This window comes from Streptomyces sp. CBMA29, assembly GCF_014596445.1.
In the GTDB taxonomy this organism is placed as follows: Bacteria; Actinomycetota; Actinomycetes; order Streptomycetales; family Streptomycetaceae; genus Actinacidiphila.
Window position 1 is genome coordinate 1 of sequence record NZ_MECL01000239.1, and the last position, 11,891, is coordinate 11,891.

The following is an 11,891-nucleotide window of genomic DNA, read 5'->3' on the forward strand; positions in this document are numbered from 1 at the left end:
GTGCCCGGCGGGCGCCGCCGCGGTGACCCCGGCCACCGCCGCGGTGACGGCGAGCGCGGCGATCGCGCGTACGGCGGTCCTGCGGGCGCGGGACCCGCGGACGGCCGTACGGGACGCGCCCGGACCGCCGTACGGTCCGCTGTCCGGACTCGTGCCCGCGGCCCTGTCCCGAGCGCCGCCGGGGGCACCGCCAGGACTGCTACGGAGACTGGTGTCGCCACCACTGCTGTCACTTGTGCGTCGCATTGCGGAGTCCTCCACTCAACGGGCGTCCCGGAAGAGTAACTTCACCTCTCCTGTCCCGTCAGGACCGCGTATCCCCGCGGTGGGTCGAACACCGCTACGATGCCGCGCCATGAGCGACGACCTCCGCAATCTCGTCCTGGGCCTGGTGGCCCTCGCCATCGGCGCCGCCCTGGGCTGGTTCGCGCGCACCTATCTGCTCAGCCGCAGACTCCAGCGCAAGCAGCGTTTCTTCGGCCTGCCGAAGGACTCCGAGTGCCTGCTGGTGGTGCCGCGCGACCCCGGCTCGCGCGGCTGGAGCCTGGCCAGGCACGACGCCTTCGCGCTGCTGGAACTGGCCGCGGTGATCAAGGAGTGCGGGGCGCACGCCGAGGTGCTGGCGCACGACACGGCCTGGCAGGGCTTCGGCGCGCGCACCGAATTCTGCATAGGCGGCCCGGCCGCCAACCTCCGGCTGGCCGCGCATCTGCGCTCGATGCTGCCGGGCGTCGAGATCGACACCGACCCGGCGCCGGGTCCCGAACAGGGCGCGATCGGCGTCGGCGGCGAGACGTACCGGATGGAGAAGGGCGCCGTCGAGTACGTGCTGCTGGCCCGGCTGGCCGCCGCCCGTGACTCGGGCAACGACCGCCCGGTCTTCCTCTCCTCAGGCCAGCGCGGCATCGCCAACCAGGCCGCCGTCCGCTACCTGGCCAGGCACCAGGTGCGCCTGGCCCGCAAGCACGGCGCCGACGCGACCTTCTGCCTGCTGCTGAAGGTGGTCAATTCGCAGGCGTACGGCTCCGACGTGGTGGAACTGGTCGCGGACGTCACCAAGGCCGCGACGACGGCGCCGAAGACGCCCAAGGGCGGCAAGGTCATCCCGCCAGACCGATCACCAGCCACATGAGGGACGCTCCGCCGACCGTGCACAGCAGCGTCGAGGTCGACGGGTGCGGGCTGTGCGCCTCGGGGAGGATGTCGGAGGTCGCCAGGTAGAGCAGGAAGCCCGCGAAGAAGCCGAGGTAGAGGCCGAGGACGCCGGCCGGGATGGTGAAGGCGAGGGTGACCGAGGCGCCCGCCACCGGCGCCAGCGCGTCGGCGCCGAGCAGCAGCCGCGCCCGGCTGTGGTCGTTGCCGTACATCCGGGTGATCGTGTACGTGTTGAAACCGTCCGCGAAGTCGTGCGAGACGACCGCGATGGCCACCACGATGCCGACGGTGCTGCCCGCCTGGAAGGCCGCGCCGATCGCGAAGCCGTCCATGACGCTGTGCCCGACGAGCGCGGCGCCCGCGGTGAGGCCGATGCCCTTGACCGGGGCGTGGGCGTGCCCGTGGCCGTGCGCGTGCGGCGCGTACTCGCCCTCGTGCGCCCGGTGGATCGCCACCGAGCGCTCGACGATGTGCAGGGCCAGGAAGCCGGCGACGAACATCAGCAGCGCGGCGGGGACGCCGAAGACGTCCCGCGGCTGCATGTCCAGCGCCTCGGGCAGCAGGTCGAAGCCGACGACGCCCAGCATCAGACCGGCCGCGAGGCCGAGGACGAGGTGCCTGCGGTCGCCGATGCGCTGGGCGACGAACCCGCCCACCAAGGTCATCGCGAACGCGCACGCGGCTATCAGGACCGGCATGAGGTCATGATCCATGACGCCCGGCGCGCCCGCGACTCAGGGGTACCCCCGAGCCTTACCGAACGTGACCGTTGCCGATACCGCCGTGCCACGGGTTCCCGTACGGCGTGACGACCGTATGCGGTGCGGCCGTCCCGACCGTCCTCAGCACCGCCTGGGCCATCGACTGCTCGCCCTTGGCGTTCGGGTGCGCGGGCGCGGCCGGTGACGCCGGGGCCAGCGGCTCGATCCAGCGGTCGGCGGGCGCCTTGCACATGTCGTGGCCGACGGTCGGCTTGTACGTGTCGACGTAGCGCGCCCCGCCGAGCAGCGCCTCGACCCGCAGCATCGCGTTGAGCTTCTTCTCCACGTCCCTCAGATACGGGAAGTCCCCGGCGGCGAAGGGCACGGACGGGAAGCAGCCCACGCCGTCGTCGGGCAGCAGGTCGGGGTAGCCGACCAGGACGACCTTCGCGTGCGGCGCCCTGCTGTGGACCGCGCGCAGCACCTGGGCGATCTTGGGGGCCGTCTTGAGGATGGTCACGGTGAGCTGGTCGACGCCCGTGGCCCGGTAGTGGTCCTTGCACGGGCTGCCCGTGACGTCGGTGACGCTCAGCCCCGCGCAGGTGGCGATGATCGGGCCGAAGCCGACGTCGTTGCCGCCGATCTGCACGGTGACCAGCGTCGTGTCCCGGTGGACGGCGTCGAGCTGCGGGCCGTTGGTGCCCTGCGGCTTCCACATCTCGGCGGTGGTGGCGCCGCTGCAACTCACGTCGGTGAACGACGCGAAGGCGTTCGCGTCGTTCACCAGCGACGGGTAATTGCGGTCGGAGCGCGCGCAGTTGGCGTCGACCTGGGTGGGGATGACCGGGCCGGAGGTGTACGAGTCCCCGAGCGCGACGTAGTGGACGGCCGGTGCCGGGTGCCCGTGCGAGGGCGGGCGTCCTCCTGAGTGGGCCGCCGCGGGCGACACGGTGGCGGCGGTGAGCGCGAGCGCCCCGCCGAGGGCCGCGGCCACGGTGACGGCGGTGCGCCTGCCGGACGTCCTGCCCCGTACGCTCCCGGTTTCGGTGTCCTTGTCGCCGGTGGTGCCGTGTGCGTTGCCCAGACCTGCGGCCATCGAGCCCTCCCCTGGTGTCGTCATTGACGATGATCAGGCTCGGGTGTGCCGCCATCGCTGTCAATGGCCCGTCGGTCCCGCGTCGTTCGGGCTTCACGTTCCGTTCCGGCGTCGGTGATATCGAGGAACACGCGGTCGGCGGTGGGCCACTTGGCGTGGATGTCGCGCCGGATGCGCAGGCTGACCTCCTCGACCCGCTCGCTGTCGAGGCCGCCCACCAGGTCGATCCTGGCGGCCACCAGCGTGGAGTCCAGGCCGAGGCGCATGGTGAGCAGTTCCTCGACGGTGTCGATCTCCGTCTGCCCCAGGAGCAGTTCGCGGATGCCGTCGCGCAGTTCGGGGTCGACCGAGACGCCGATGAGCTGGTGGTGGGCGGTGCGGCCGAGGGTGAACGCGACGACCATCAGCAGGGCGCCGATCGCCATCGAGGCGACGGCCTCGCCCAGCGCGTTGCCGGTCGTCATGTGGACGACCATGCCGGCGGCGGCGAACAGGACACCGATCACGGCGGTGCTGTCCTCGGCGAGGACCGTGCGCAGCGCCGGGTCGTCGGCGCCCTCGGCGGAGCGGCGCGCCTGGACCACCGCCTTGAGCAGCGAACCGCCCTCGGCGAGCAGCGCGATCAGCAGGACGGCCAGGCCCGCCACGTATCCGCTGCGGGACTCGTCCTGCGTACCGCCGAGCGCGTGAACGCCCTGGTAGAAGGAGAAGCAGCCGCCGAGGACGAAGATGCCGACGGCGGCGAGCAGCGACCAGAAGTAGCGCTCCTTGCCGTAGCCGAAGGGGTGGTCGCTGTCGGGGGCGCGGCGGCTGCGGCGCAGCGACAGCAGGAGGAACACCTCGTTGAGGCTGTCCGCCACCGAGTGCGCGGCCTCCGAGAGCAGCGCGGGCGATCCGGAGAACAGGCCCGCGGCGGTCTTCGCGGCGGCGATCACGAGGTTGGCGCCGAGCGCGACGAGCACCGCGCCCTTGGTGCCCTCGTCGCGCTCGCCGCCGGGGTCGTCCGCGCCGGGCCGCGGCGGTCCGGAGGCCGTACGACGGGTGTCCGTGTCGCCTGTCTCCTTACCGCCTGCCTCCGTGTCGCCTGTCTCCGTCTCGCCCGTGCCGGTGTGCCCGGAGCGCTCCGGGCCGGTGCTGCCGAGGTCCTGGTCGGTGCTGGTCAGGGTGTGCTCTCCACTCATTCGTGTGTGTGCCCGATCAGGGTGCGGGCCGCGGCGGCGATGGCGTCGGCGTCGATGCCCGCCGCGTGGAGCTGTTCCTCGGGGGTGGCGGAGCCGGGCATGGTGTGGACGGCCAGGCGGGTGAGCAGCGGCATCGGGTGGCCGTTGCCGAAGGACTCCAGGACCGCGTCGGCGAGGCCGCCCTCGGGGTGGTGGTCCTCGACGGTGACGAAGCGGCCGGTGTCCCGCGCGGCGGCGCGCAGCGCCTGGGTGTCGACGGGCTTGACCGAGTAGAGGTCGAGCACGCGGGCGCGGATGCCGTCGGCGACGAGCCGGTCGGCGGCGGCCAGCGCCTGGTGCACGGTGACGCCCGCGCCGATGAGGGTGACCTGGTCCTCGGGGTGCTCGCGCAGCAGCTTGCTGCCGCCGATCGGGAAGTCCTCCTCGGGTCCGTAGATCACCGGGGTGGCGCCGCGGGTGGCGCGCAGATAGCCGACGCCGGTGCGGTCGGCCAGCGCGGCGACGAGCTTGGCCGTCTGGTGGGCGTCGCAGGGGTACAGCACGGTGCTGCCGTGCACCGCGCGCATCATCGCCAGGTCCTCCAGCGCCATCTGGGACGGGCCGTCCTCACCGATCGCGACGCCCGCGTGCGTGCCGACGACGTTGAGGTCGGAGCGGCTGACCGCGGCCATCCGCAGGAAGTCGTGCGCGCGGGTCAGGAACGCGGCGAAGGTGGCCGCGTACGGCGTCCAGCCGCGTACGCCGAAGCCGACCGCGGCGCCGATGAGCTGCTGCTCGGCGATGTAGCACTCCACGTACCGCTCGGGGTGTTCCTTGGAGAACAGCTCGGCCTTGGTGGAGTCGCCGACCTCGCCGTCCAGCACGACGACGTCCCCGCGCCGGGTGCCGAGCGCGGCCAGCGCCTCGCCGAAGGCGGTACGGGTGGCCACCTCCTCGCCGATCCGGTACTCCGGCAGCGCGGCGGCCGGGTCCCCGCCGCGCTCGCGCCGCTCGGCGTCCGGCGGGCGGCGTACGTGGACCCGCAGGTCGCGTACGCCGCCGAGCTCGCGGATCGCGGCCTCGGCGTCCGGCAGCGGCTTGCCGTGCATGCCCTCGCGGTCCTCGACGGCGGCGACGCCACGGCCCTTGCGGGTCCTGGCGATGATCGCGGTGGGCGCGCCGCGGTTGGTGCGCGCGGTGGTCATCGCCTCGTCCACGGCGGTGATGTCGTGGCCGTCGATCTCGACGGTGTTCCAGCCGAAGGCGCGGATACGGCGGGTGTAGGCGCCCAGGTCCCAGCCGTGCCGGGTGGGGCCGCGCTGGCCGAGCCGGTTGACGTCGAGGATCGCGGTGAGATTGTCGAGACCTTCCATTCCGGCGTGCTCGAACGCCTCCCACACCGAGCCCTCGGCCAGCTCGCTGTCCCCGCACAGCACCCAGGTGCGGTAGGGCAGGTGCTCCAGGCGCTTGGCGGACAGCGCGACGCCGACGCCGATCGGCAGCCCCTGGCCGAGCGATCCGGTGGCCACGTCGACCCAGGGCAGCCGGGGCGTGGGGTGGCCCTCCATGCGGCTGCCGAGCTTCCTGAAGGTCAGCAGTTCCTCGTCGGTGATGGCGCCCGCGGCCTTGTAGGCGGCGTAGAGCAGCGGTGAGGCGTGGCCTTTGGACAGGATCAGGTGGTCGTTGCCGGGGTGGCCGGGGCGGTCGAAGTCGTAGCGCAGATGGCGGGCGAAGAGGACGGCGGCCAGATCGGCCGCGGACATCGACGACGTGGGGTGGCCGGACCCGGCGGCGTCGGCCGCGCGTACCGCGTCGACTCTCAACTGCTGGGCCAGTTCACGCAGTTCTGCCGGATCTGCCAGTTCTGCCGGTTCCGTGGCGTGCGTGGTGAGGTCGGTCATGGCGCCCTCTCTCCGTACTCTTCGCTGCTCTTTCCCCGCCCTGCGGCTGCCCGGAGCCTGGGCGGACAAACAGGGCCGCGGCGCGGCACGCCGGGCCTGAGGCGTCGCGCCTTCCCCATCAATCGTTACCCGTGCGTAATACGCCCGCACATTACCTTCGGTAACCCCACGTGGTGGGCCACCGCGCGGCAGGCACGCGGAGCGTCGGGCTCAGATCTCCGGCGGTGCGGCGACCGTGACCGGCATGTCCTTGACCTTGGGGCTGCGCCGTTCACGGTTCGCCAGCCAGTTGGCGAACCACGACAGCAGCATGCACATGCCGATGTAGATCGGCGCGATCACCATCACGACGGGGATGAAGGGCAGGTCGTAGTCGAGGTTGGTGGCGATCAGCTTGCCCGCGTACAGGAACTCCTCGTAGGTGATGAGGTAGCCGAGCGAGGTGTCCTTGAGGGCCACCACGAGCTGGCTGACGATCGCGGGCAGCATCGCGCGGGCCGCCTGCGGCACCAGCACCTGGGCCATCACCTGCGTCTTGCGCATGCCGAGCGCGAGGGCGGCCTCGCCCTGGCCGCGCGGCACGGAGGTGACACCGGCCCTGAACACCTCGGCGAGCACCGAGCCGTTGTACAGCGTCAGGCCGATGACCAGGGCCGTCATCGGCTCCAGCTTGAGGGCGATGAAGATGAAGAAGATCATCACCAGCAGCGGCATCGCGCGGAAGAACTCCACCACCAGCGTGCTGAACCAGCGCACCGGCCGGTGGTCGGAGAGCCGTCCTGCGGCGAAGACCGCGCCGAAGACCAGTGAGAGGACCGCCGCCCAGCCGAACGCCTTCAGCGTGTTGGCCAGGCCATTGAGCAACAGCCGCTGGATGCCCGCGTATTCGAAGGGCCGCCACTTCACCGCGGAGAACTGCCCGGTGTCCACCAGCTTGTAGACGACGAAGCCGACCAGCGCGGCCAGCACCGCCGTGGTGAGCCACGCGTACAGCCGGTGCCTGGCCAGCGCCTTGGGCCCCGGAATGTCGTACAGCGCGCTGCTTCCGCTCATCGCGCGACCCCCAGCTTCCGCTCCAGCACGTGGAAGACCGCGCTGATGGTCAGGGTGACGATCAGATAGCCGACGGCGATCCAGACGAAGGTCCACACGATGCTGTAGCCCAGTTCGTTGAGCGGCTTGTACGTGCCGAGCAGTTCGGTGACCGAGAAGGACCCGGCGATGGCGGAGTTCTTGGCCAGCGCGATCAGCGTGGAGCCGATCGGCGAGATCACCGCGCGGGCGGCCTGCGGCAGCACCACCAGGCTCAGCGTCTGCGTGAAGGTCATGCCCAGGCTGCGGGCCGCCTCGCCCTGGCCGAGCGGCACGGTGTTGATCCCGGCCCTGACCGCCTCGCAGATGAACGCCGAGGTGTACGCGCCCAGCGCCAGGATCGCGAACACCCGGAAGGGCAGCACGAGTCCGAAGCGCGGCAGACCGAGCAGCACCGCGAAGAACAGCAGCGTCAGCGGGGTGTTGCGCAGCACCGTCACCCACGCGGTGCCGAACGCCCGGAGCGCTGTGACGGGCGACACCCGGAATCCGGCGACGATCACCCCGACGACCAGCGAGAGCGCCCCGGCGAGCAGGGTGAGCTGGACGGTGCCCCACAAGCCCCTGCCGAACAGCGAGTAGTTGTCGGTCAGGACGTTCACGCGGTGTGTCTCCCCCTCAGTACCGGTCGACCGGCGGCGGTACGGGCGCCGGGACCCCGGACAGACCCAGCGTCGCCGCGTACGCCTTCTTCCAGTCGCCGTCGCGCTCGTGCGCCACGATCGCGTCGTCCAGCGCGCCCCGCAGCGCCGTGTCGCCCTTGGCGAGACCGATGCCGTACGGCTCCTTCGAGAACGGCTTGCCGACCAGCTTCATCTCGTTCGGCGCCTTGGCCGCGTAGCCCAGCAGGATCGAGTCGTCGGTGGTGACCGCGTCGACCTGGTAGGTCAGCAGATTGTCCACGCACACCGAGTACGTGTCGTACGTGACCGGCGTGGCGTCCGGGTAGTCGCGCTCGATCCGCTGGATCGGGGTGGAACCGGCCGCCGAGCAGACCTTCTTGCCCTTCAGGTCCCGCGGCCCGTTGATGTCCTTCTCGTCCTTGCGCACCAACAGGCCCTGCCCGGCCAGGTAGTACGGGCCCGCGAAGCCGACCTGCTTCTTGCGCAGGGCGTTGATGGTGTACGTGCCCACGTAGTAGTCGATCTGGCCGTTGCTCAGGGCGGTCTCCCGGTTGGCGGAGGCGATCGGCTTGTACTGGACGCGGTCGGCGGCGAAGCCGAGCGAGGCCGCCGTCATCTTGGCGATCTCGATGTCGAAACCGGAGTACGTGCCGGTGGCCGGGTCGCGCTCGCCGAGGTACGGCTGGTCGTCCTTGACGCCGACCACGAGCCTGCCGCGCCGGTGGGCGGCCGACCAGGTGGCGGAGGCGGGCAGCGAGAAGTCGCGGCTGACCCGGTAGACGGGCAGGGCGTCGGCGCGGGGGCCCTTGGCGGGCGGGCTGCCCTGCTTGCCGCAGCCGGCCAGCCCAGCCAGCCCGGTCAGCGCGGCCAGGCCGGCCAGCCCGGTCACGACGGCCGCCGCCGCGAGCCGGGCCACGGCCGCCGGGCGCGCCGGGCGGGCGGGCCGGTGAGTGCGTCGCATGGCGGTCCAGGTGCTGATCAGTGGTGCAGGATCTTGGAGAGGAAGTCCTTGGCGCGCTCACTGCGCGGCGCGGTGAAGAACTCCTCCGGCACCCGGTCCTCGACGATCCGGCCGTCCGCCATGAAGACCACCCGGTGCGCGGCGGACCGGGCGAAGCCCATCTCGTGGGTGACCACGACCATGGTCATGCCCTCCTCGGCGAGCTGCCGCATCACTTCCAGCACCTCGTTGATCATCTCGGGGTCGAGGGCCGAGGTGGGCTCGTCGAAGAGCATCGCCTTGGGGTTCATGGCCAGTGCGCGGGCGATGGCGACCCGCTGCTGCTGGCCGCCGGACATCTGCGCGGGGAACTTGTCCTCGTGCCCCACCAGGCCCACCCGGTCCAGCAGTTCGCGGGCCTGCCGCTCCGACTCGGCCTTGCCCCGGCCGCGCACCTTGACCGGCGCGAGCATCACGTTCTGCAGGACGGTCTTGTGCGCGAAGAGGTTGAAGGACTGGAAGACCATGCCCACGTCGGCGCGGAGCCGGGCCAGCTCGCGGCCCTCGGCGGGCAGCGGCACGCCGTCGATGGTGATCGTGCCCGACTCCACGGGTTCGAGACGGTTGATGGCCCGGCACAGCGTGGACTTCCCGGAACCCGAGGGACCGATGATCACGACGACCTCGCCGCGGCCGATGGTCAGATCGATGTCCTTGAGCACATGCAGCGGGCCGAAGTGCTTGTTGACTCCGCGCAGGACGATCAGGGGTTCCCGGGTCATCCGCGCGCTCAGCCCAGCACGCGATGGACGAGGGTGTCGCGTTCGGTCTGCGGGATGGCGGTCCAGCGCATGCCGCGCAGCGCGCCCTCCAGCGCGAGCAGCGTGTGCGTACAGGCGTCTTCGGGCAGTTCGGGCCGGATCTTCTCGAAGGCGCGGCCGGAGCCCAGCCGTCGCAGTTCGCCCGCGTCGTCGACGCCGGCGCGGCGCAGGCGGTCGGCGAGGACCGACCCGATGTTCGGGAGCTGCTGAAGGGAGTCCACGTCGTGCCTCCGGTACCGAGCTGGTGGGGACTGGTGCGAAAAGGGGGACCTTCGGCGCCATCATGCACGTCCTCTAGTGCCCTTCGCGGCCATCGCGTGGTGACACGCCCTGGACCGCACCCCACTGTGTGGTGATGACCACCGGATCGGGTGACAGCCGCACCGCCGTACGGGCTCAGTCTTCCGACGACTCCGCGAGCACCTGGGACAGTTCGGGGCTGCCGCTCTCGGCCCAGGCGTGGCCGATCTCCACGGTGTCGATCTCACGGCCGGACGCGAGCCGTACCACGGGACGGCCGTTGGGCAGGATCTCCCACGCCGCGTCGGGGACCGTGAGCACCATGACGGTGCCGAGGTAGAGGCCCGCGTCGTTGCCGAGGTCCGACAGCACCTCTTCGTCGTCCCGCCAGCTCGGCGCCAACTGGTCGAGGGCGGCGAGGGATTCGGGCGTGTCGTCCAGGTCCACCCCGTCGTCGGCGGCGCGGGCGCGCAGCAGTTCGCACTCGCCGAGCAGTTCCGCGACGCCGGTCGCGTCGGGGGCGGCGTCGGTGTACACGGCGAAACCGCGGGCGACGCCGTGTCTTCTGCGCCACTTGCCGATCAGGGGGATGTCCATGCGGTCAGCGTCGCACCTGCCGTGCCGCCGCGACCACAGGCGCGCGTGCCCGCACCCGTAGGCCGAAACGCCCACACGCCGCTACGCCCCCCCCGGTCAGACCTCCAGGTCCACCACGACCGGCGCGTGGTCGGAGGCGCCCTTGCCCTTGCGCTCCTCGCGGTCCACGTACGCGTCGCCCACCGCCTTGGCGAACGGCTCGTTCCCGTACACCAGGTCGATCCGCATCCCGCGGTTCTTGGGGAAGGCGAGCTGCCGGTAGTCCCAGTACGTGTACGGGCGGTCGTACTTCAGCGGGCGCGGCATCACATCGGTGAGGCCGGTCTCGCGCAGGGCGGCCAGCGCGGCGCGCTCGGGGGCGGTGACATGCGTCTGGCCCTCGAAGACCGACAGGTCCCACACGTCCTCGTCCACCGGCGCGACATTGAAGTCGCCGAGCACCGCGAAGGGCCGCGGACCGGCCGCGTCCCGCGCGACGGCGGCGCGCAGCGCCTCGAACCACTGGAGCTTGTAGGCGTAGTGCGGGTGGTCGACCTCACGGCCGTTGGGCACGTAGACCGACCAGAGACGGACCGCGCCGCAGGTCGCGGAGACCGAACGGGGCTCGTGCACGCCCTCCCAGTCGGGTCCGCCGGGCAGCCCCTCGACGACGTCCTCCAGGCCGACCCGGGAGACCAGCGCCACCCCGTTCCACCTGCCGGTGGCGTGCACCGCCGACTCGTACCCCAGCTCGCGCAGCTCGTCGCGCGGGAACTGCTCGGCGGTGCACTTGGTCTCCTGGAGGCACAGGACGTCGGTGCCGCTGCTCTCCAGCCAGGCGAGCAGCCGCGGAAGGCGGGCGGTGATCGAGTTGATGTTCCAGGTCGCGATGCGCATGCCCCCCAACCTAACCGCTGGGTCCGACAGTGACCCGGTGGCGGCGCTGCTACGCCTGCGTGCTGTCGCCGGGCGCCAGCCGTAGGTGGTCGGCGCCGCCGAGGCCGCCGATCTGCGTGTCGTAGATCGGCCGGGCCAGGTCGGTCAGCAGCGCGTCGTGCACGTCGATGGCGCGGCGCGGCTTGACCTCGCGGACGTAGTCGATGACCTCGGAGATCTTGCTCCAGGGGGCCTGCACGGGCAGCAGCAGGGTGTCCACGGCGGCGCCGGGCAGGGTCAGCGCGTCACCGGGGTGGAAGAGCGAACCGTCGATCAGGTAGCCGACGTTGGTGATCCGCGGGATGTCCGGGTGGATGACGGCGTGCAGCTCGCCGTGCACCTGGACGTCGAAGCCCCCGGCGGTGAAGGTGTCGCCGTCGCCGACGGTGTGCACGCGGCCGGGGAAGGCCGCGGAGACCTCGTCGGCCACCGCGCGCAGGGTCCACAGCTCCGCGCCCGGATTGGCTTCGAGGCCGGCGCGCAGCCGGTCGGCGTTGAAGTGGTCCAGGTGCTCGTGCGTGACCAGGATGACGTCGGCGCCGACCGCCGCGTCCTCCTCGCTGAAGGTGCCCGGATCGATGACGAGCGTGCGCCCGTCCTTCTCCAGCCGGATGCAGGCGTGGCGCTTCTTCGTGAGCTTCACAGGGTCC

General features: G+C 71.6%; 13 protein-coding genes and 1 pseudogene. 1 reads left to right on the top strand and 13 read right to left on the bottom strand.

From position 1 onward, the window contains the following. Window positions 1-246 (bottom strand): annotated as a pseudogene (locus tag BGM09_RS32965) (hypothetical protein); the annotation flags it as partial. Between the two features lie 109 nt (window positions 247-355). Here BGM09_RS32965 and BGM09_RS32970 point away from each other — a divergent pair. Further along, complete coding sequence (locus tag BGM09_RS32970; RefSeq protein WP_188285413.1) at window positions 356-1,132, top strand: hypothetical protein; 777 nt, start codon at window positions 356-358, stop codon at window positions 1,130-1,132. On the opposite strand, the gene BGM09_RS32975 is transcribed toward BGM09_RS32970, so the two are convergent. The 12 genes from BGM09_RS32975 to BGM09_RS33030 form a co-directional block, all read right to left on the bottom strand. After that, complete coding sequence (locus BGM09_RS32975) at window positions 1,101-1,853, bottom strand: ZIP family metal transporter (protein ID WP_188285414.1); 753 nt, start codon at window positions 1,851-1,853, stop codon at window positions 1,101-1,103. The two genes, BGM09_RS32970 and BGM09_RS32975, sit on opposite strands and share 32 nt — an antisense overlap. A 55-nt stretch (window positions 1,854-1,908) precedes the next feature. Continuing rightward, a complete protein-coding gene (locus BGM09_RS32980; RefSeq protein ID WP_188285415.1) occupies window positions 1,909-2,952 on the bottom strand; it encodes an SGNH/GDSL hydrolase family protein in 1,044 nt (347 codons plus the stop codon). A gap of 20 nt (window positions 2,953-2,972) precedes the next feature. Then, a complete protein-coding gene (locus tag BGM09_RS32985) occupies window positions 2,973-4,133 on the bottom strand; it encodes a cation diffusion facilitator family transporter (RefSeq protein ID WP_188285416.1) in 1,161 nt (386 codons plus the stop codon). Next, window positions 4,130-6,013: a transketolase gene (locus BGM09_RS32990; protein WP_188285417.1), complete on the bottom strand. Its 1,884-nt coding sequence runs from the start codon at window positions 6,011-6,013 to the stop codon at window positions 4,130-4,132. Before BGM09_RS32990 ends, BGM09_RS32985 begins: the two co-directional genes overlap by 4 nt. A gap of 210 nt (window positions 6,014-6,223) precedes the next feature. Then, window positions 6,224-7,066 carry an amino acid ABC transporter permease gene (locus BGM09_RS32995; protein ID WP_188285418.1) on the bottom strand — a complete coding sequence of 281 codons (843 nt, stop codon included), beginning with the start codon at window positions 7,064-7,066 and terminating at the stop codon, window positions 6,224-6,226. Then, complete coding sequence (locus BGM09_RS33000; RefSeq protein WP_188285419.1) at window positions 7,063-7,707, bottom strand: amino acid ABC transporter permease; 645 nt, start codon at window positions 7,705-7,707, stop codon at window positions 7,063-7,065. The genes BGM09_RS32995 and BGM09_RS33000 overlap by 4 nt, the downstream gene beginning before the upstream one ends. 16 nt (window positions 7,708-7,723) lie before the next feature. After that, complete coding sequence (locus BGM09_RS33005; RefSeq protein ID WP_188285420.1) at window positions 7,724-8,689, bottom strand: glutamate ABC transporter substrate-binding protein; 966 nt, start codon at window positions 8,687-8,689, stop codon at window positions 7,724-7,726. A gap of 17 nt (window positions 8,690-8,706) precedes the next feature. Continuing rightward, a complete protein-coding gene (locus tag BGM09_RS33010; RefSeq protein WP_188285421.1) occupies window positions 8,707-9,450 on the bottom strand; it encodes an amino acid ABC transporter ATP-binding protein in 744 nt (247 codons plus the stop codon). Between the two features lie 8 nt (window positions 9,451-9,458). Further along, window positions 9,459-9,710: a TfoX/Sxy family DNA transformation protein gene (locus BGM09_RS33015; protein WP_188285422.1), complete on the bottom strand. Its 252-nt coding sequence runs from the start codon at window positions 9,708-9,710 to the stop codon at window positions 9,459-9,461. A 175-nt stretch (window positions 9,711-9,885) separates the two neighbouring features. Next, on the bottom strand, window positions 9,886-10,326 hold the full coding sequence (locus BGM09_RS33020) for a DUF6278 family protein (protein ID WP_188285423.1): 441 nt from the start codon (window positions 10,324-10,326) through the stop codon (window positions 9,886-9,888). Window positions 10,327-10,422: 96 nt separating this feature from the next. Then, window positions 10,423-11,202: an exodeoxyribonuclease III gene (locus BGM09_RS33025; RefSeq protein WP_188285424.1), complete on the bottom strand. Its 780-nt coding sequence runs from the start codon at window positions 11,200-11,202 to the stop codon at window positions 10,423-10,425. A gap of 49 nt (window positions 11,203-11,251) precedes the next feature. After that, complete coding sequence (locus tag BGM09_RS33030; protein WP_317452986.1) at window positions 11,252-11,884, bottom strand: MBL fold metallo-hydrolase; 633 nt, start codon at window positions 11,882-11,884, stop codon at window positions 11,252-11,254. Window positions 11,885-11,891 lie beyond the last annotated feature (7 nt).